Raw genomic sequence first — 19,793 nt, forward strand, 5'->3', positions numbered from 1 at the left:
GCAGAACAAGTCAGGGCAGAACAAGTCAGGGCAGAACAAGTCAGGGCAGAACAAGTCAGGGCAGAACAAGCCAGAGCAGAACAGGCGCAAAGCCAGTCGCGCCGCGATGCTGCTACATCCACGAGCGCGGGGGCAAACGAAACGCAGCCTCATCACGATGAAAGTGAACGCGCCAGACTGGCCGCCATGGGTACTACCGGCGTAGCCGGTGCGGCGGGTGCGGCTCATCTGGCAAGTGAACAGGGTAGTGCCGATCATCAAGCGGCTGCAGCGACCGACACTGCTGCGGCTGGCAACGTGACTGCAACATCGGACGCGCCGACAGACGCAGGCGCTGGCGAGCAAAAAGCCGTGGCGGGTAGTCATGGGGCAGCGGCAAGAGAGACAGACAGCGGCGGCGTGTCCGGTTCTCCGCCGGACGCCCCCGGGGGCGGCGGACCTGCTGCCCCTGCGCCACCCCGGGAGGAAAAAAAGAATGCGCCGGTGCTGCTGATTGCCCTTGTGTTGGCTGCCATCGCAGCAGGCGCCTATTTCGGTTTTGGGGGTCAAAAAGAGGCCGACACGCCCCCGGTGGCGACCTCTACTGAACCGGCAACGCCGCAGGCGCCCGCCGCCACTGCAACCCCATCGGCGACGGCCGACCAGGCTGGCGAACCTTCCTCTGACACATCGCAGTCACCTTCTGAGGCTGCGCCGGCAACCGATGCGGCCACAGCTGCGGATAATGCTGCATCAACAGATGCCGGTAATGCCGAGAGCACAGCCGCATCGGGTGCGGCAGGACAGTCTTCGCCGGCAGCCGCGCCGACGGGTGAAGCTGCGGGTCAGGACCCGGCCATCAGCAATACTGCACCGGTGACCGATTCGGCGCAAACGGAGGCGAGCACACCGCCTGCCGCTAACGAGCCGGCTTCCGGCCCAGGCAATGCGCAGTCGGCTGCAGCGACCGCGGCCACTGCACCGTCGGCAACGGGCGCCAGCCCCATGCCCACGGAGCAAAGCAATACGCTGAGCGCCACCGGCGGGACCGCTGCGCAGATGCCAGGGGCTGCGGATAGCGCTGTTGCCAACGACCAGGCCACTGCAGAGCAGGCACGTCGTGAGCAGGAAGCTCGACGCATCGAAGAAGCAACCAAGGCAGAAGAGGCGCGTCTGGCTGCGGCAAGCCAACAACCTTCATCGGCAGCGCCTGCAGCAGGTACGGCTGGGGATACTGCTGCGAGTACACCGGCAGCGCCCGAGACAGCCACACAGGGCGCACTGTCGGGACGCACCAGTACGTTTGTCCAGGAGACACCCTCCGCCGCTGCTGGCAGCACCAGTCCGGCTGCTGGTGCAGAGGTGCCAACAGAAAGCGGCACGCCAGCGGCTACCGGGGCCGAAACTGCAGCCAATAACACTGCCAATACCAATGCGGTCACGGACAATCAGGCGGCAACGAGTCCCGCCAGCGCCGCTGCTGCGGACCAAACATCCACGGCGCAAAGCGCTGCACCGGCTTCGGGCATAAACGAGTCCGTTGAAATGAAAGCGGCTGATGCTGCGCGCGAAGAGGAAGCGAATCAGGCCAAAGAGCAGGCGGCGCTGGAGAAAGCCCGCCAGCAAGATGCGCGCCTGAAAAAAGAGCGTGAACGCCGACGTGCTGCCGAGGCACGTGCCGAGCGAAGCGCAGGCGCTACACGCAGTACCTCAAAAGGTACGGTTTCCTTTGTGATACGGCCGTGGGGCAATGTGTTCATCAACGGACGATCTCGCGGCGCCAGCCCGCCATTTCGCAGTGTGCAGTTGGCTCCCGGCACCTATAATGTGATGATTACAAACGGGGATTTGCCGCGTTATGTCCGGGTGATTACCGTCAAGGCCGGTGAAAATATCACCGTTGTACACCAATTCCAGTAACATGCGAGGTACGATCAATCACTAATACGGATGTTCACGGAATGAAAAGGGTAGTATTGTGCAGGTTTTTGCTTCCTGGAGCCTGTGCTGCATTCTTGCTGCTGCATGCTGGCCCGGCCTCGGCACAAAGCGCGGGTGGCTATAAGCCCGAGTATTCGCTTTCCTTTGTATCCGATGAGCGGATTGCCATCGGGCGCACCGCCAAACGCTGGCGCGAGCTGGTGGCGGAAAAAACCGAAGGGCGTGTAAATATCCGCATGTATCCCAACGCGTCGCTGGTCAAAGGCGAGCAGACCCGTGAAGCGACGGCGGTGCGCCAGGGGGTGGCCGATATGGCTGTTGCTTCGGCCAGCAACTGGTCAAGCCAGTTTCGCGCGCTGTCGATATTTTCTCTTCCCTTTTTTGTTCCCGATATTGACGGGACTGCGGCATTGATTCGTGGCGACCTGGGCAACCTGGTACGGGACAATATGGACAAGGCGGGTATTGTGACCCTGGCCTGGGGCTCATCGGGCTATCGTCAGCTAAGTAATGCGCTGCGACCTGTGCAGGCGCCTGCCGACTTGAAGGGTATGCGTATTCGTGTGATTGGTTTGCCGCTGTTCATGGACTTTTTCAAGGCCCTGGGCGCAGCGCCGGTGCAGCTGAATCTGACAGGGGTGCCCGATGCGTTGCAGAAAAAGGCCATTGATGGCCAGGATAATCCGCTCTCGGTATTTACCGGCTTCAAGTTCAATGAAATGGGCCAGAAATACCTGACGGTGTGGAATTATCCGGCAGAGCCAATTTTTATTGCAGTCAATAAAAATGTCTGGAATAACTGGTCGCGTGAAGACCAGCAACAAGTGCGCGCAGCAGCCGAGCAGGCCATCAGCGAAACCGCGCCGATTCTGACGTCGCAGGCTGCAACCCAGGCAGTGGATGAAACGGTTGGCCAACTGGAGCAGGCCGGTGTACAAGTGACGCGGTTGACTAATCAGCAGAGGGCGGCATTCAAAAATGCCGCATCCGGCGTGCTGCAGAATTGGTCCGAGAGAATCGGGCAGGATCTGATCACCATCGCCAACGCCGATATCAAACGCGGACCGAAATTGCCGCCGGCCAGTGATCCGGCAGCAGTCCCGGCATCTGCCGTACCGGCTTCACCGAATCCCGAGCCGCCCCCTGTTGATGAGGCCGCCCCGGCTGCAAGCGGCGCCGAACTGGATAAGGCGGGGCAGAGCACGCCCACCGCTACCGATACTGGCCGCTAACGCCTGGGCAACGTCTCCAAGGCAGAATCTCCAAAGGAAAAATGGTGCGCCGGACCCAAAGGCAGTTCCCTTGCCCGGCGCAGCGGGCGTGACGGTTTGTACCCGCTGATCCAGGCCCCCTGCAACCACTAAGCGATCGTCATCAGGCTTGCATTGCCGCCAGCCGCAGCGGTATTGGTGCTGATGCTTTGTTCGTGCACCAGGCCGCTGATGGCATAGCGATGCCTATGTGTAATTTCATCGGTTTGCAGGCCCTGGGCAATAACAATCGGCCCTTTTTTTGCGGCCAGTTGCAAGTTCAAGCGGCGCAGGGTATCGCCATCGCCTTCGAACAGTGCCGCATCCAGGACCGCGTCATCGATCCGCTCTTCGGCAATAAACTCAATGCGCTGCCGGTTGTCTGCATTTGCGATTGCGCCGATCCAGCCCCGTACCGAAGGTGTGTCCACAAACAAGGCCTGGTTGCCGGTTTCAAGAATTTGCTCCAGCTGCAGGCGTGCGCCTTCAGCCGAGGCAGGCCAGGCCAGCACCGTACCCCGGGGCACAAGGCGATAGACATTGGTCTCTCCGGTGGGGCCGGGCAAGAGCGTGCCGGCAGGATTGAGGCCCGGCAGATCAATGCCTCTTGGCATATCGTCATTGCCCTGCGACAGCAGGCGATACAGGTACAGGGGGCCGCCCGCTTTGGGGCCGGTTCCCGACAGACCCTGGCCGCCGAAAGGTTGAACCCCTACCACGGCGCCCACGATATTACGGTTGACATAAATATTGCCGGCATGGATACGGTTGCTGACGCGGGCGATGGTCTCATCGATGCGCGAATGGATGCCGAATGTCAGGCCATAGCCGGTCGCATTGATTTTGTCGACCAGTGCATCCAGCTCTGGCCGTTTGTAGCGCACCACGTGCAGTACGGGGCCGAATACTTCGCGCTCAAGCTCGCTGATGTCATTGAGCTCGATAATTGCCGGTGAGACAAAAGTGCCTTTTTCGGTGGACGCGTCCATTGGCAGCTGTTCCACCGCATGTCCTGACTGGCGCATTTTGAGTATATGGCGCTCGATGATCTGGCGCGCCTGCGCGTCGATGACCGGACCCACATCGGTAGACAGCAGATCGGGGCAGCCTACCGACAATTCCTTCATGGCGCCCTTGATCATGGTCAGTACGTGATCGGCAGCATCTTCCTGAATACACAGCACCCGCAGGGCAGAGCAGCGCTGACCGGCAGAATCAAACGCGGAGTTGAGCACGTCGTAGACAACCTGTTCTGCCAGGGCAGAGGAGTCTACGATCAGGGCGTTCTGGCCCCCGGTCTCGGCAATCAGCGGGATCGGGTGGCCGTGGTTGTCCAGGCGGCCGGCCAGCTTGCCGGCAATAATGCGCGCCACTTCGGTGGAGCCGGTAAACATCACGCCGCGAATGTCCGGGTGCGACACGAGCTGATCGCCTACGGTTTCGCCCGCGCCTGGCAGCAGCTGTACCGCTTCTTTGGGGATGCCGGCTTCATGCAGGATGGCCACGGCCTGCGCCGCAATCAATGGGGTCTGCTCGGCCGGTTTGGCCAGTACGGTGTTTCCGGCTGCCAGCGCGGCGCTGACCTGCCCGGTGAAGATTGCCAGCGGGAAGTTCCAGGGGCTGATGCACAGCACCGGTCCCAGTGGACGATGATGGTCTTCATTGAAGTTGTCTTCGATCTGATCGGCATAATAGCGCAGGAAGTCTACGGCTTCGCGCACCTCGGCAATGGCGTTGGGCAGCGATTTACCGGCTTCGCGCACGATCAGGCCAAGCAATGGCTGCATGCGCGACTCCAGCAACTGCGCGGCACGGCGCAGGGCATTGGCCCGGTCTTCGATGGGCGTGGCTTGCCAGATAGGCGCCATCGTGGTGGCTGCAGCCATGGCCTGGTCCACATCCTGCGTACTCGCTTCAATCACTTGCCCGACCACATCGCGATGGTCGGCTGGATTGAGCATAGGCTTGCGGTTTGCGGTGTCGCTTTCGCTGCTGTCGGCGTTGTACAGCGTGGGTGCGGCCAGCCAGGGCTGGGTGGCGCCATTGAGTAGCGCCGCGGCAAGAGAGCCCAGGCGATGCTCGTTGCTCAGGTCCAGACCGCTGGAATTGCGTCTGCCGGGTTTGCCATCGGTGCTGTACAAATCGCGCGGCAGCGCAATTTTCTCGTGCGGCGCGCCCAGCGGCGTTATGGCGCTGGCCACCTCGATCGGATTGGCAACCAGTGTATTGATATCAATGTTATCGTCGCCGATCTGATTGACAAATGACGTATTGGCGCCGTTTTCCAGCAGGCGTCGCACCAGATAGGCCAGCAGCGTTTCGTGTGTGCCAACGGGTGCATAAATACGGCAGGGACGATTCAGCTTCTTGCTGCCGACCACTTCGGAATACAGTGGTTCACCCATGCCATGCAGGCACTGAAATTCATACTGGCCTGGGTAGTAATTGTTTCCTGCCAGGTGATAAATGGCAGCCAGCGTTTGCGCATTGTGCGTGGCAAATTGCGGGTACACGGCATCGGGCGCCGACAGCAGTTTGCGGGCACAAGCCAGGTAGGAGACATCGGTGTAGACCTTGCGGGTATACACCGGATAGCCTTCCAGGCCATCCAGTTGCGCGCGTTTGATTTCGGTGTCCCAGTAGGCGCCCTTGACCAGTCGGATCATCAGGCGGTGGCGGGTGCGGCGACCCAGATCAATAATATAATCAATCACATGAGGGGCGCGTTTCTGATAGGTCTGGATCACAAACCCAATGCCATTCCAGCCTTCGAATTCACGCGTTGCACAAAGCGCTTCCAGCAAATCCAGCGAGAGTTCAAGCCGGTCGGCCTCTTCGGCGTCGATGTTCAGGCCTACATCGTAGGAGCGGGCCAGACGCGTCAGCGCAACCAGGCGCGGCAGCAGTTCGCTCATGATGCGGTCGCGCTGGGCGCGCGAGTACCGTGGGTGCAGGGCGGACAGTTTGATGGAAATGCCCGGCCCTTCATAAATGCCCCGCCCGCCGGAGGCTTTGCCGATGGCATGAATCGCCTGTTCGTATGATTCATAATAACGCTGTGCGTCGGCCGCCGTGGTGGCAGCTTCGCCCAGCATATCGTAACTGTAGCGAAAGCCCTCGGCCTCGAATTTGCGGCTGTTGGCCAGGGCCGACGAAATAGTCTGGCCCGATACAAATTGTTCGCCCATCATGCGCATGGCCATGTTCACGCCCTGCCTGATAAGCGGCTCGCCGCCTTTTGCAATCATGCGCGTCAGGGCTTTGGACAGGTTCTGCTCGCTATTGACGGCCACCAGTCTGCCTGTGAGCATAAGCCCCCAGGTGGCGGCGTTGACGAACAGGGAGGGAGAGCTGCCCATATGCGATTTCCAGTCGCCATGACTGATTTTGTCGCGGATAAGCGCATCGCGCGTGGCGCGGTCCGGGATGCGCAACAGCGCTTCGGCCAGGCACATGAGTGCGACGCCTTCCTGGCTGGATAGGGCAAATTCATGGATCAGGCCTTCGACACCGCCGCCGGGGCTTTTTTCTTTGAGCGACTTGACCAGTTTGAGCGCCAGTTCCCGTGTCTGTTCGGGCTTGACCAATGCGGCCTGTTCCAGCAGCAATGGCACGCATTCGGGCTCGGGCCGGCGATATGCCGAAGTGATGGCGGCGCGCAACACCGATTGCGGCTGCACGTCCTGGCCGAACGCGTAGAAAGGCGGCTTGCGGCTGTCCTGCTGATAGGTCACGGCGCCGTCATTGTCTGTGGCGGCCGGCGCCAGATGCCGAAGCTCGTCGGGCGTCAGGCCGCGTTCGATCTGTTCCAGATACGTAATCAGGGCCTGTTTGTGCAGCCAGTGCGGGGTACAGTTCAATTTGTCTGCGTGATATTGAAGGCGGTTTTTCAGGTCGGTATCGACCTTGATGCCTAGTGTAGTAGTCGTAGCCATATGCAACTCAAGTCTGGTTCGGGTGATGACGCTGAGCGTACCGAATCTGTGGCTAAATTAATATTAGGGTTAACCCTTTATTTTTAGGTTAACCTTTGGATTTATTGAATTATTTGTTGATATTGGTTTGATGGAAAATCAGGTTAACCGCAGGCGGGTGGCTTGCTTGAGCGTGGGGTGGGTTTGGCGACAATGTCGCCGTTGCCAGCTGGCTTTCGTATGTGCCCGCAAGCAAGCCTGGGCGTGCGCATGCGATCCAATATGGCGCAACGAATGCCATTTATGTCTTGGGTGCAATCGCCCGCAATGCGGGTCGGCCAGCCGATGCCGACCGTCGCAGTCGCACGAGCGTGCACCACATTTTGTGCTTACAGCAGCGTGCCGCCTAGCGAGCCGGCTACCAGCAGGCTGCCGGTCCAGATGTTGGCGCGAAACAGCGTAAAGCTGCGGCCCGGATTTTGTATATCAAAGGTAGACAATTGCCAGTAAAAATGCAGGGCAATAGCCAGCATGAATACATAATACAGCCAGCCGAACCCCAGCATGATGCCGGGCAGGGTCCACAAGATAACAGTGGCGGCGTAAAATCCGATAAGCCAGGCCAGTCCCTGGTTCCTGAAGCGAAGCGCGGTGGATCGCAGCCCCAGCTGTTCATCGTCCTTCATGTCGGTATAGGCATAGATGGTGTCATAGCCGATCTGCCACGTGACCGCCCCCATCCACATAAGAACGGCAGCCAGCGGTACGCTATTGGTGGTATCAGACCAGGCCATCAGCATTCCCCAATTGAAAGCGACGCCCAGCACCAATTGCGGCCAATAGGTAAAGCGCTTGCACAACGGGTAGATGAAAACCAGCGGCACCAGGGCCACAGCCAGCCAGCGGCTGTAGGTATTGATGAAAAACAGCAGCAGGGCGGCCACCATCAGTTGCGCGAACAGAAAGATAATGGCCTGTTTGAGCGAGATCTGGCCGCTGGTCAATGGGCGAAAGCGGGTGCGCTCTACATGCTTGTCGAAGTTGCGATCACAGATGTCATTGACGGTGCAGCCCACACTGCGCATGAGCAAGGCACCCAGGCAGAAAACCACAAAGCGCAGCAGCGTGGGCATGCCGTGCTGGGCCTGGATCAGCGCCGCGATGCACGGCAGCAACGTGAGCCAGGTGCCAACAGGACGGTCCAGCCGGCAAAGCCGCGCGTACGGACGCCAGGCGGTGGGCAGATAATGTTCCACCCAGTCGTTGTGGCGAATGTCGTTAAGATCAGAGTGAGTGCTGGCCATGGTATGTGCTAAGTGTCGCAAGGGTTCGCGGCGTATTTGATACTGAAAGAGCGATTTTAAAGGTTTTGCCAGCCAAGGGGGCCGCGCGGCGGGTATGACGCAATTTCCTGCGAAGCTGGCAGTGGTTTTTGCTGCCAGGACCGGGTTTGTGGATACAATCGGAGTCCCGCGGTATGGTTTTTGTCAATCAAGCCTGCCAGTCAATATCGCCGCTTGTTGTGCGTGGGCGCCTCGCTTTGGGTCTGTCTTTGCACAACTGCGGTGCTCACTCTATCCAAGACCGATTATGTTCAGTTTCGATCATTCTTCCGGCTTTGAGTCGGTGCCAGCCATGTACGACACACTGGTTGCCCAGGCGCGCTCGCTGTTTGACGGCGAACCCAGCCATATTGCCAATGCGGCTAATCTGGCGGCGCTGGTGTATCACACCGTACCCGATCTGAACTGGGCCGGCTTTTATTTTCATGATGGCAGCCAGTTGGTGCTGGGGCCTTTCCAGGGGAAGATTGCCTGCGTACGTATTGCAATGGGACAAGGCGTATGCGGCACGGCGGCCGCGACCGGCCAAGCCCAGCTGGTGCCTGATGTATTTGCCTTTCCGGGCCATATTGCCTGCGATGCGGCGTCCCGTTCGGAAATTGTCATTCCCTTGTTCAGGGATGATAAGCTGATCGGCGTTTGGGATGTGGACAGTCCCAAGCCTGACCGTTTTACCCAAGAGGACAAAGCCGGTATGCAGGCGCTCTGCCAGGTATGGCTGGATGCCTACGTTGGCGCCAGGGTGTAATCTGCCTGATCGTGCACAGATAAACCCTTATTTGTCTGTGTTTCGATTGAAATCATCATGGGGATGTCCGTAAAATCCCCCCATTTCGTTAGTGACAAATAAAGGATAATCATGCCGGACATGATCGAGTTGATCGCAACGGTACTGTTTGCGATTGCCATTGTGCACACCTTTTCGGTGCCGTTTTTTGCCAGAAAAGCACATGAGGGCGGGCCGCACTCGGGCTTGTGGCATGTTTTTTCGGAGGTCGAGGCGGTATTCGGCTTATGGGCGTCCATTCTGATCATCTTCATGGGCGTGACCGGCGGGCTCGAGAGCGCGGTCAAGTATATGGACAGCCGAAACTTTACCGAGCCGCTGTTCGTATTTGCGATCATGGTCGTTGCCGCCAGCCGGCCTATTCTGGTGATGGTCGGCACAACGGTGCGCTATCTGGCCCGCGTGCTGCCCCTGCAGACCTCTATCGCCACCTTTTTTCTGACCCTGACACTGGTCCCGCTGGCCGGGTCGTTTATTACCGAACCGGCTGCGATGACGCTGGCCGCCTTGTTGCTCAAGCGTGCATTCTTTGATCACAGCAGCCATACCCGGTTCAAATACATGGCCGTGGGCGTGCTGTTCGTCAATATTTCCATCGGTGGGGTGCTTACGTCCTATGCTGCCCCGCCAGTGCTGATGGTGGCCAGCTCATTTGGCTGGGATTCTGCGTACATGGCAACCCATTTCGGCTGGAAGGCAGCGATTGCGGTGGTGATCAATGCCAGTGCGCTTACCTTTCTGATGCGCAAGGAATTGGTGGTCGCCGGCGAGCATGCCAATGAACAGACCCGGACCAATAGTGACGAACGTGCGCCGGTGCCCTGGTTCGTCATTCTGATTCATCTGGCATTTCTGGCCAGTATTGTGATTTTCGCCCACCATCCGGCCGTGTTCATCGGGTTGATGATGCTGTTTGTGGGTTATTGCTCGGCCTACGAACACTATCAGGACAAGCTGATGATCAAAGAGGCGCTCATGGTGGCGTTCTTTCTGGCGGGGCTTATTGTGCTGGGCGGGTTGCAGCAATGGTGGCTGCAGGATTTGCTGGCAGGGCTGTCGCCCGCGTTGCTGTACTGGGGTGCAACGGCATTGACGGCAATTACCGATAACGCAGCATTAACGTATCTGGGCTCGCTGGTGGAGGGCACCAACGAGGTCTGGCGCTATATGCTGGTTGCCGGCGCGGTGACCGGCGGTGGTCTGACCGTGATTGCCAATGCGCCCAATCCGGCCGGGTTTTCCATCCTCAAGGGGTGTTTTCCCGATGAGGCGATCTCGCCCAAATACTTGTTGCTGGCGGCGCTGGTTCCGACACTGGTGGCCGCGGCCATGTTTTTGCTGCCGGTGCAACTTCTGGGAAATACAGGTCTGTAAATTGCGATAAAATAAGAGGTTACTTTGGGGATAAGTCCCTATATGCATTCCCGAATGCGCCCCATTTTTTGGGTCGCCCCGTTCGGGTTTGTATCTCTTTTCACCCTGTTTTTTTGCGAGTTCGTTGTGCCTATTTATGCATATAAATGCAGCGCCTGCGGCCATGCCAAGGATGTGCTGCAAAAAATGTCCGATGCGCCGCTGACCACTTGTCCCGAGTGTGGTCAAAGCACGTTTTCCAAGCAGGTTACTGCTGCCGGTTTTCAGCTCAAGGGCTCTGGCTGGTATGTAACCGATTTCCGCGGCGGCAGCAATGGCGCCGGCAACGCTGCGGCCAAGTCCGACACGGGCAGTGCCGGTCAGAGCGCGGCCGCGCCGACCCCATCCTCATCTGAAGGCAGCGCTGCATAATTTGCCGTCTGCCAGCGGCGGCGCAGTGCCTCTGGCCTGTGCCGCTTCAAGCATTTACACAAAATCAAAGAATTTCGGAGCATTTTTCATGCGTACCTGCTACACCGGTCAAGTCAGCCTTGATCAGCTGGATCAAACTGTCACCCTTTTCGGCTGGGTGCACCGTCGCCGCGATCATGGCGGCGTGATTTTTATTGATCTGCGTGACCGCGAAGGCATTGCACAGATCGTTTTCGATCCCGACAATGCGCAGGCCTTTGCAATAGCGGAAGAAATCCGTAACGAATACTGCATCCGTATTACCGGTCTGGTGCGCCGCCGCCCCGAAGGCACCTCCAACAAGGAGCTGGTCTCGGGTGAAATTGAAGTACTGTGCCGCGAAGTCGAAGTGCTCAATGCCTCCGTCACACCGCCGTTTCAGCTTGATGACGAAAACCTGTCTGAAACGACCCGCCTGACGCATCGCGTACTGGACTTGCGCCGCCCGCAAATGCAGCGCAACCTGATGCTGCGCTATCGGGTTTCCATCGAAGTGCGCAAGTTCCTGGACGGGCTTGGCTTTATCGATATCGAAACACCCATGCTGACCAAAAGCACACCCGAAGGCGCCCGCGATTATCTGGTGCCATCACGGGTGCATGATGGGCAGTTCTTTGCCCTGCCACAGTCGCCCCAGCTGTTCAAGCAAATGCTGATGGTGGCCGGCTTTGATCGTTACTATCAGATCGTCAAATGTTTCCGCGATGAGGACCTGCGCGCCGATCGCCAGCCTGAATTCACACAGATCGATTGCGAAACCTCGTTCCTGAACGAAGAAGAGATTCGTGAAATTTTTGAAGGCATGGTGCGCCATGTGTTCAAGCAGGTGCAGAACGTGGACCTGGATGCACGCTTCCCGATCATGGGCTGGGACGAAGCCATGCGCCGTTTCGGGTCCGACAAGCCGGACATGCGCGTCAAGTTGGAGTTTACTGAACTGACCGACGTGATGAAAGACGTTGACTTCAAGGTGTTCTCTGCCGCTGCGGTCCAGCCGGGCGGACGTGTTGTCGCATTGCGCGTACCGGGTGGTGCCGAGTTGTCACGCAAGGAAATTGACGACTACACCCAGTTTGTCAGCATCTACGGTGCAAGGGGCCTGGCATGGATCAAGGTCAACGACCCGGCCAAGGGTCGCGAAGGCCTGCAGTCGCCGATCGTGAAAAACCTGCACGACGCCGCGATCAATGAAATCCTGCAACGTTCGGGCGCTGCCGCCGGCGATATCATTTTCTTTGGCGCCGACAAGGCCAAAGTCGTGAACGACGCCATGGGCGCCTTGCGTGTCAAGCTGGGCCACAGTGACTTTGCCAAATCCACCGGCCTGTTCGAAGACAGCTGGAAGCCGTTGTGGGTGGTTGATTTCCCGATGTTCGAGTATGACGAGCAAGAGGGACGATATTTCGCCGCGCACCATCCCTTTACCAGCCCGAAAGATGGTCACGAGGATTTTCTCACCACTGATCCATCCAAGGCTTACGCCAAGGCGTATGATCTGGTGCTCAACGGCTGGGAAATCGGCGGCGGTTCAGTCCGTATCCATCGCGAAGAAGTGCAAAGCAAGGTATTCCGTGCCCTGAACATCAGCGATGAAGAGGCACGCGCCAAATTCGGCTTCCTGCTGGATGCGCTGCAGTACGGCGCGCCTCCGCATGGCGGCCTGGCCCTGGGGCTGGATCGCCTGGTGACCATGATGGCTGGCGCCGAGTCCATCCGTGACGTGATTGCTTTTCCCAAAACACAACGGGCGCAGTGTCTGCTTACGCAGGCGCCATCGCCAGTCGATGAAAAGCAATTGCGTGAGCTGCATATTCGTTTGCGTAATAAAACAGTCGTCGAATAAGCCAGAGAAAAAGCCAGAATCGGATTCTGGCTTTTTTTTCGTCCATTTGCGGCATGTATGTGTTGCGCTACTGCGTAACCGAATCAGTGGGCCTATAATTTTGTTATTCTGGTGTTCCGTTCCTATTTGTTTACTCGCCAGTGGCAAGGGCCTGTCTTCGGGCGCGTACCCGCCACCCGCTCATTGAAATTTCAGGAGAGATGTAATGACAACCGAAGTACAAACCTCACTCGCCGGCAAAGTGGCATTGGTTACCGGCGCGGCCAGCGGCCTGGGCAAGGAAATTGCCGAAACGTATGCCAAGGCCGGTGCCGCAGTGGGCATTGCAGACCTGAATCTGGACGGCGCCAACGAGGTGGCAGAGCAAATTAATGCTGCGGGTGGAAAAGCCTTCGGGATTGCCATGGACGTGACCGACGAAGCGCAGGTCAACAAGGGCGTGGACGATCTTGTCGCGCACTTTGGCGCGCTGGACATTTTGGTGTCAAATGCAGGCATCCAGACCATCGAGTCTATCGACAAGTTCGAATTTGCAAAGTGGAAAAAGATGCTGGCCATTCATTTGGATGGTGCATTCCTGACCACCAAGGCGGCCCTGCAGCATATGTACAAGGCAAAAAAAGGCGTTGTTATTTATATGGGATCGGTGCATTCTCATGAGGCCTCAAAACTGAAAGCGCCTTATGTGACCGCCAAGCACGGCTTGCTGGGGCTGGCCCGGGTGTTGGCCAAAGAGGGCGCTGCCCACAATGTGCGCTCGCATGTGATCTGCCCTGGCTTTGTACGCACGCCCATCGTGGAAAAACAGATTCCTGAACAGGCCAAGGAATTGGGTATTTCGGAAGAAGAGGTGATCAAGAACGTGATGCTGGCGGGGACAGTGGATGGCGAATTTACGACGCCGCAGGATATCGCCCAGACGGCCCTGTTTCTGGCCGCGTTTCCCAATAACGCGCTTACCGGTCAATCGGTCGTGGTCAGCCACGGCTGGTTCATGCAGTAGAGCATATTTATGGTTCAGTTACCCGAGTACGAACGGATTGCGCTGGTTTTACAAGGTGGTGGGGCGCTTGGCGCCTACCAGGCCGGCGTATTTGAAGGCCTGGAGCAGGCCGAAATAGAGCCCAACTGGATTTCCGGCATCTCCATTGGCGCGCTTAACACCGCCATCATTGCCGGAAACCCGCCGGGCAAACGCGCGCAACGGCTCCATGAGTTCTGGGATACCATCTGCCAGTCCAATAATGGTTTTGGGCTGATGCCGTGGCTGGAACAAAGCCTGTTCCGGTTCAATGACCTGACCCGCAGCAGCCTATCGGCCATGTATGGCATGTCTGCCATGATGGACGGGCAAAAAGGCTTTTTCACGCCGCGCTTTCCGCCACCCTCGTTGTATGCGAAAGGCAGCATTGAGCATACCGGTTTTTATGACATGACGCCATTGCGCGAGACGCTTGAACGGCTGTGTGATTTTGACCTGATCAACCATGGGCACCTGAACGTATCGGTCGGCGCTGTGAATGTGCGCACCGGCAACTTCACCTATTTCTGCAACGACAGGCACCGTCTGACACCGGCGCACTTCATGGCTTCCGGCGCATTGCCGCCGGCCTTCGCGCCGGTTCTGATCGATGGCGAGTATTACTGGGACGGCGGGATCATGTCCAACACACCGCTGGGCTATGTGCTGGATGCGCAAGTGAACGCCGACACACTGGTCTTCCAGGTGGACTTATGGAGCGCCCGCGGGCATTTGCCAGACAATATGCTGCAGGTCTATGACCGGGTCAAGGAAATCCAGTTCTCCAGCCGTACCCGGCTCGTCACCAATCAATGGGCACGCACGCAACGCATGCGTTCGGTCATGGCCAAAGTGCTTGAGCAGTTACCAGACAAGCATACGCTGGACGCGGAAACACTGGATATGGCCCGGGCGATCGCCGACAGCAAGCACTGCAATGTGATTCAACTTATTTACCGCGATCGCGAGTACGAGTCGTTCAACAAAGATTATCAGTTCGGCGTAAGTGCCATGCGCGATCACTGGAAATCCGGGCTTAAGGACATTCGCAGTACGCTATCGCACCCCGACTATCTTGCCATGCCCGATAATGATATTTCATTTGTGACACATGATATTCATCGCAATCAAGGCGAAGCGGCGCGCAAGAGAAAGTTCTGAGCAGGGCGAGTGTTTGGGCAAATAAGGGCGATTGACTCCGTGCAGACCCCGGTTTGGGTTTTATAGGGGGAGGCGCTAACGGACAAACGAAATCGTCGGCTTTTCATGAGAAATTGATGTATTGCCGAGTCATGCGCATAGGCGTTCCTTAGCAGTTTTTCAGTCAGGTCAGCGCCGGTTTAACCATTAAACGGGCAACTTTTGGCTGCTTATGCTGCTTGGCTTTTTCAAGATCGTATTCAGCTTGTAAGGCAATCCAGAAGCGGGCGGAACTGATGCCGGCCGTTTCCAGCCTGATTGCCAAATCGGGGCTAATCCCCGCCTTTGCATTGATCACACGTGAAAATGCAGTTCGAGACATGCCTAATTTTTCGACGGCATCGCCTACTGTTAGACCCAATGGAACAATGACGTCTTCACGCAGAATGAGGCCAGGATGAGGATGATTAAGCGCGTTCATATGCTACTCCTTAGGATCGTCCAGATATTCGATTCATCCCGTCCTTACTGCTGCGCAAACGTATTGCACTGTTTCATATCGCCGCCGGCCAGGCCGCGCTTGAACCAGCTCATGCGCTGCTCTGAAGAGCCGTGCGTAAAGGAGTCGGGCACTACATAGCCCTGAGCCTGCTTCTGGATATGATCGTCGCCAACCGCTGCGGCGGCGTTCATGGCTTCCTCAATGTCGCCGTCTTCAATAATAGTGCCTTCTTTCTGCAGTTCATGCGCCCAGATACCTGCAAAGCAGTCTGCCTGCAGTTCGACGCGCACCGACAGATCGTTGGCCTGGCGCTCGTTCATTGAACTACGCGCCTGGGCCATTTTGTCCATGACGCCCAGCAGATTCTGTACATGATGCCCAACTTCATGAGCCAGCACATAGCCCTGCGCAAAGTCACCCTGAACCCCCATTTGCGCGCCCATCTGATGAAAGAAGCTCATGTCCATATACACCTTGCGATCTTCGGGACAATAAAACGGCCCCATCGCGGCCTGACCAACGCCGCAGGCGGAGCGGGTGGCGCCGGAGTAGAGCACCAGTGCCGGATTCTGATACGTGCCGCCATTTTGCTTGAAGATGCCAGACCAGACAGTTTCGGTGGTCTTGAGCACCTTGGACATAAATACTTTGTCCTGGTCATCGGCAACCGGCCCGCCGGCCTGTTGTGACTGCCCGGCGGGTTCCTGCTGGATATCGTCACCGCCCAGAATGGTCATCGGATTGATGCCCAGGAAATACCAGGCGGCCAGTGCAACGACGATCGTGCCGATGCCGATCTTGCCCCCACCCAGCCGCATGCCACGGCCACGGCCAGAGCCGCCGGATCCACGGCGGTCTTCCACATTGCTGCTTTGTTCCTGATCGTCTAATCGCATCTTGATCCCTCTGTTGCAAACCCACCGACAATGAGACAGGCAGGTTGTTTTTTTCTTTGAAATTATATGACTGCGCCCCGATTTTATACGGGATCACCGGGTAAATTGCGGCAAATCACGTAACCGAATGCAAGATCTGCAGCGCAGCTGAAATCGCATGGGGTACCCGGTTGTCATTCTTTTGTGGGTTTTCACGATTAAAATAGGGTCATGAAAAATATGTTGAATCAAGTTGTTGTCGGCGTACCGGGTTCTCCGGGCGATCGTTGTGTGAATGGTGGAAGCGGGCAGGCCTGGCTACAGGCCATCGTTGCCGAACGGCCAGTCCGTTGCCGTGAGGGGCGCCGCCATCATGAATGACATTATTCGTGCCATTACCATTTACGCCATTCCGCTGATTTTTGCCATTACGCTTGCCGAAGCGGCACGCGGCTTTGTCGCCCACAAGCTGGGCGATCGCACGGCGCTCATGCTGGGCCGCCTTACACTTAATCCTGCCAAACATATTGATCCCATCGGCACCATTCTCGTGCCGTTGCTGCTGATCGCCGCCAACCCGGGTTTTGTGGTGGGCTGGCCCAAGCCGATTCCAGTGAACGAGTCACAATTTGCAAACCCGAAGCGGGATAGTATCCTGCTGGCGCTGGCTCGGCCCCTGGCCAATCTGTTAATGGGGATCTTGTGGGTGATCACGGCGCGTCTGTTGCTGGGTTTTGGTTTGCTGGACAGTTACTGGTGGAAGGTGGCAATTGCCGGCTTTACGCTCAATATCTTCCTGATGGTCTTTAATCTGCTGCCTATTCCTCCCATGGACGGCAGCCGCATCATCGCCGGCTTTCTGCCTACGAGGTGGGCCATTGCATATCAGCGGCTGGAGCCCTACGGATTTTTCATTGTGCTTGGCTTGATCGCCTTTGGTCTGTTGCAGGTGGTGCTGCTGCCGGTCATCGGTGTGGTGCTTGATCTGCTTGGGCGTCTGTTTCTGTTCGGATAAGCATAAATCATGACTACACTCAAAGTTGTCAGCTATAACATCCACAAAGGCAAGTCAGCATTTGGCAAGCGCGTGTCGCTTGCCGATCTGCAGTCCGGGTTGACACAACTGAGCGCTGATCTGGTATTTCTGCAGGAAGTGCAGGGCCGCAACAGCCGGTTCGAGTCGTTACACGCGCAGCAGGATATGCTGGCAAATCATTTGTCGATGGATGTCTGTTATGGCTGCAATGCTGTACGCACCGACACCGATCACGGCAATGCATTGCTTTCCCGGTTTCGCATTGTGGAGCATGAAAACGAGGATATTTCCGACCATCGGCTGGAGCAGCGCGGTGTGTTACATGCACGGGTGGAAGTCGACGGCAAAACGGTTCACTGTTTTGTCGCGCATCTGGGGCTGTTTGCCGCCAGTCGCGGCCGGCAGGCCGTTGCCATCATCGAACGCATCAAGCGGCTGGTGCCGGATCATGAGCCGCTTATTCTGGCCGGCGATTTCAACGACTGGAACGAGAAACTGGCGCCTTATTTCGATCACGAACTGGGGCTGCACGAGGTGTTCGCCAACAGTCCGCTGCGGATAGATAACGAGTTGCCGCGCCTGAAAACGTCATTGCGTAGCATGATGGACGGTCGCGGCCTGATGGCAGTGGATCAATTGGCGCCACCGCGTACGTTCCCGGCCATGTTCCCCTGGCTGCGGCTGGATCGCATGTATCAACGCGGCTTTACCATCCTGTCGGCGCAGGTGCTCAAGGGGCTGCCCTGGGCACGCATTTCCGACCATGCGCCGATCCTGGCCGAACTGGAACTGGCCTGAAATGTATCCATCCGACACTGGTTGCTCCCAATTTGCGGGTTTTGCGCCCAGGCGCAGCTTGCTTTGCGAAAGCCGGGTGCAGCAACGCCTCATTCTTCGCTACAATAGCGGCCAATACTCAGGGCGTGCCTGGCGTTGGCAACTGCAGGTTGCGGCTGCCGCAGCTTGCCCATTGAGTTTGCACTCAGTTACCCCGTGGCAGACCTTCAGGCATGTCACAGTACGAAAATCGCTACGATGACAAAAAAAATCCTGATTGTTCGCTCGTCTTCCCTGGGAGATCTGGTGCATATGCTACCGGCCATCTCCGACATTCATCGGCATGTGCCTGGTGCGCAAATCGACTGGGTCGTGGAAGAAAATTTTGCGCAAATTCCTGCCTGGCATCCTGCCGTGCACGAGGTGATTGTCATTTCCCACCGCCGCTGGCGCAAGCAATGGCTCTCGCGGCAGGCCTGCAGCGAACGGCGAGCCTTCGCCCAGAACCTGCACAAGCGGGATTACGATATTGTGCTGGACATGCAGGGGCTAATGAAATCGGCCTGGGTTGTGCGCCAGGCAAAAGGTCGGCGCCACGGCCTGGACTGGCGTTCGGCACGTGAGTCGCTGGCCTCGCTTTTTTATCATGATCGCCATAAGGTCGAATTCTGGCAGCCGGCGGTGCGCCGTCAGCGCCTGCTGGCCTCTGCTGCGCTGGGTTATACCTTCTCGGGGGATCCCGATTTCGGTCTGCAGTCCTTTACCGATAACACGCCGATACAGGATTATGCAGTCATCATGCCGTCGGCCAGTCGAGAAGACAAGTTATGGCCCGAACAGGACTGGCTGGTCGTCTTTGGTCTGCTCAAGCAGGCAGGGTTGGGGCTGAAGCTGCTTGCCGGGAACGAAAAAGAGACGGCCAGGGCACACGCCCTTATACGGGATTTCGATAATGCCGAAGTTTTACCCAGAATGAACCTGACCGAAGTTGCTAAACTGTTGGCAGCCTGCAAAATTATGGTCGGTCTCGATAGCGGTCTGACGCACCTGGCGGCGGCGCTTGGTCGTCCCACTATCGGTATCTACAGCGCCTCTACACCGGTGCGCACGCCCCTGGAAGGCGCCGGCTTTACTGCGAGCCTGGGCGACCGGGGCCTGCCGCCAACGCAAGATATGGTGGTGTCAAAACTGAAACAGGCTTTGCAGGCCTGACAGTGATCCTTCCTTGTGGCCGTCCCGGTACCTAGAATCAGAACATGAATCGCTTTTTTTATACTGCAACCCTAAGAATGGCCTCACCCTTGCTGCTGTGGTGGTTGCAACGGCGCGCGCGCAAGGCTGGCGGCGTTTGGGATATCCGTGGTCCCGAGCGATATGGCCGTTATACCGAAAGACAGCAGGCCGGCCCGCATGACGATGACGAGGGTTATGCCGAATCGGTATTCGATTTTGCCCGGCCGGTGTGGGTGCATGCCGTCAGCCTGGGCGAGACGCGGGCCGCCCAGCCGCTGGTGCAGGCGCTGCTGGACCAGGGGTTGCCTGTCCTGCTGACGCATTTTAC

Annotated in this window: 16 protein-coding genes; 12 read left to right on the forward strand and 4 right to left on the reverse strand. The window is 57.6% G+C overall.

The window, feature by feature from the left end; all coding sequences use genetic code 11:
- Both ACTIKR_RS14895 and dctP read left to right on the forward strand, forming a co-directional pair.
- The coding region (locus ACTIKR_RS14895; protein ID WP_442328237.1) for a hypothetical protein at nt 1–1,899 on the forward strand (1,899 nt) is incomplete at its 5' end.
- A gap of 95 nt (nt 1,900–1,994) precedes the next feature.
- Nucleotides 1,995–3,152 carry a TRAP transporter substrate-binding protein DctP gene (dctP, locus tag ACTIKR_RS14900; RefSeq protein ID WP_193088374.1) on the forward strand — a complete coding sequence of 386 codons (1,158 nt, stop codon included), beginning with the start codon at nt 1,995–1,997 and terminating at the stop codon, nt 3,150–3,152.
- Nucleotides 3,153–3,280: 128 nt separating this feature from the next.
- On the opposite strand, the gene putA is transcribed toward dctP, so the two are convergent.
- Nucleotides 3,281–7,105 (reverse strand): trifunctional transcriptional regulator/proline dehydrogenase/L-glutamate gamma-semialdehyde dehydrogenase, encoded by a 3,825-nt coding sequence (gene putA, locus ACTIKR_RS14905; RefSeq protein ID WP_442328238.1) that lies wholly within the window; start codon nt 7,103–7,105, stop codon nt 3,281–3,283.
- Between the two features lie 368 nt (nt 7,106–7,473).
- Complete coding sequence (gene ubiA, locus ACTIKR_RS14910; protein ID WP_193088372.1) at nt 7,474–8,388, reverse strand: 4-hydroxybenzoate octaprenyltransferase; 915 nt, start codon at nt 8,386–8,388, stop codon at nt 7,474–7,476.
- 286 nt (nt 8,389–8,674) lie between these two features.
- On the opposite strand from ubiA, the gene ACTIKR_RS14915 reads away from it, so the two are divergent.
- The 6 genes from ACTIKR_RS14915 to ACTIKR_RS14940 all read left to right on the forward strand — a co-directional run bounded on the left by ACTIKR_RS14915 (nt 8,675) and on the right by ACTIKR_RS14940 (nt 15,063).
- On the forward strand, nt 8,675–9,175 hold the full coding sequence (locus ACTIKR_RS14915; protein WP_193088371.1) for a GAF domain-containing protein: 501 nt from the start codon (nt 8,675–8,677) through the stop codon (nt 9,173–9,175).
- Between the two features lie 111 nt (nt 9,176–9,286).
- Nucleotides 9,287–10,588 (forward strand): putative Na+/H+ antiporter, encoded by a 1,302-nt coding sequence (locus ACTIKR_RS14920; protein WP_193088370.1) that lies wholly within the window; start codon nt 9,287–9,289, stop codon nt 10,586–10,588.
- A gap of 126 nt (nt 10,589–10,714) precedes the next feature.
- On the forward strand, nt 10,715–10,999 hold the full coding sequence (locus tag ACTIKR_RS14925; RefSeq protein ID WP_193088491.1) for an FmdB family zinc ribbon protein: 285 nt from the start codon (nt 10,715–10,717) through the stop codon (nt 10,997–10,999).
- Between the two features lie 88 nt (nt 11,000–11,087).
- Nucleotides 11,088–12,881: an aspartate--tRNA ligase gene (gene aspS / locus ACTIKR_RS14930; protein WP_193088369.1), complete on the forward strand. Its 1,794-nt coding sequence runs from the start codon at nt 11,088–11,090 to the stop codon at nt 12,879–12,881.
- A gap of 205 nt (nt 12,882–13,086) precedes the next feature.
- The gene (locus tag ACTIKR_RS14935) at nt 13,087–13,884 is read left to right on the forward strand and encodes a 3-hydroxybutyrate dehydrogenase (RefSeq protein WP_193088368.1); all 798 of its coding nucleotides are present in this window, start codon (nt 13,087–13,089) and stop codon (nt 13,882–13,884) included.
- A gap of 9 nt (nt 13,885–13,893) precedes the next feature.
- Nucleotides 13,894–15,063 carry a patatin-like phospholipase family protein gene (locus ACTIKR_RS14940; RefSeq protein ID WP_193088367.1) on the forward strand — a complete coding sequence of 390 codons (1,170 nt, stop codon included), beginning with the start codon at nt 13,894–13,896 and terminating at the stop codon, nt 15,061–15,063.
- Nucleotides 15,064–15,226: 163 nt separating this feature from the next.
- Here ACTIKR_RS14940 and ACTIKR_RS14945 read toward each other — a convergent pair whose 3' ends face one another.
- Nucleotides 15,227–15,523: a HigA family addiction module antitoxin gene (locus ACTIKR_RS14945; RefSeq protein ID WP_442328239.1), complete on the reverse strand. Its 297-nt coding sequence runs from the start codon at nt 15,521–15,523 to the stop codon at nt 15,227–15,229.
- A gap of 44 nt (nt 15,524–15,567) precedes the next feature.
- Nucleotides 15,568–16,440, reverse strand: coding sequence for a KPN_02809 family neutral zinc metallopeptidase (gene ypfJ, locus ACTIKR_RS14950; protein ID WP_442328240.1), 873 nt, complete (start codon nt 16,438–16,440; stop codon nt 15,568–15,570).
- Between the two features lie 352 nt (nt 16,441–16,792).
- On the opposite strand from ypfJ, the gene ACTIKR_RS14955 reads away from it, so the two are divergent.
- The 4 genes from ACTIKR_RS14955 to ACTIKR_RS14970 form a co-directional block, all read left to right on the forward strand.
- A complete protein-coding gene (locus ACTIKR_RS14955; RefSeq protein ID WP_442328241.1) occupies nt 16,793–17,434 on the forward strand; it encodes a site-2 protease family protein in 642 nt (213 codons plus the stop codon).
- A 9-nt stretch (nt 17,435–17,443) separates the two neighbouring features.
- Entirely contained in the window at nt 17,444–18,253 is an 810-nt protein-coding gene (locus tag ACTIKR_RS14960; protein WP_193088363.1) for an endonuclease/exonuclease/phosphatase family protein, read from the forward strand.
- A gap of 237 nt (nt 18,254–18,490) precedes the next feature.
- Nucleotides 18,491–19,444: a lipopolysaccharide heptosyltransferase I gene (waaC, locus tag ACTIKR_RS14965; RefSeq protein WP_193088362.1), complete on the forward strand. Its 954-nt coding sequence runs from the start codon at nt 18,491–18,493 to the stop codon at nt 19,442–19,444.
- A 44-nt stretch (nt 19,445–19,488) separates the two neighbouring features.
- Nucleotides 19,489–19,793: glycosyltransferase N-terminal domain-containing protein (locus tag ACTIKR_RS14970; protein WP_442328242.1), on the forward strand; the 305-nt coding region annotated here is incomplete at its 3' end.

This window comes from Advenella sp. (genome assembly GCF_052108595.1).
GTDB lineage: Bacteria > Pseudomonadota > Gammaproteobacteria > Burkholderiales > Burkholderiaceae_B > Advenella.

Bases quoted from the DNA above. Each gene is read 5' to 3' on its own strand.
- ACTIKR_RS14960 (WP_193088363.1), top strand. From the start codon at position 17,444: ATGACTACACTCAAAGTTGTCAGCTATAACATCCACAAAGGCAAGTCA.
- ACTIKR_RS14945 (WP_442328239.1), bottom strand. From the start codon at position 15,523: ATGAACGCGCTTAATCATCCTCATCCTGGCCTCATTCTGCGTGAAGAC.
- waaC (WP_193088362.1), top strand. From the start codon at position 18,491: ATGACAAAAAAAATCCTGATTGTTCGCTCGTCTTCCCTGGGAGATCTG.
- aspS (WP_193088369.1), top strand. From the start codon at position 11,088: ATGCGTACCTGCTACACCGGTCAAGTCAGCCTTGATCAGCTGGATCAA.
- ACTIKR_RS14915 (WP_193088371.1), top strand. From the start codon at position 8,675: ATGTTCAGTTTCGATCATTCTTCCGGCTTTGAGTCGGTGCCAGCCATG.
- ACTIKR_RS14940 (WP_193088367.1), top strand. From the start codon at position 13,894: ATGGTTCAGTTACCCGAGTACGAACGGATTGCGCTGGTTTTACAAGGT.
- ACTIKR_RS14920 (WP_193088370.1), top strand. From the start codon at position 9,287: ATGCCGGACATGATCGAGTTGATCGCAACGGTACTGTTTGCGATTGCC.
- ubiA (WP_193088372.1), bottom strand. From the start codon at position 8,388: ATGGCCAGCACTCACTCTGATCTTAACGACATTCGCCACAACGACTGG.
- ACTIKR_RS14935 (WP_193088368.1), top strand. From the start codon at position 13,087: ATGACAACCGAAGTACAAACCTCACTCGCCGGCAAAGTGGCATTGGTT.
- putA (WP_442328238.1), bottom strand. From the start codon at position 7,105: ATGGCTACGACTACTACACTAGGCATCAAGGTCGATACCGACCTGAAA.
- ypfJ (WP_442328240.1), bottom strand. From the start codon at position 16,440: ATGCGATTAGACGATCAGGAACAAAGCAGCAATGTGGAAGACCGCCGT.
- ACTIKR_RS14955 (WP_442328241.1), top strand. From the start codon at position 16,793: ATGAATGACATTATTCGTGCCATTACCATTTACGCCATTCCGCTGATT.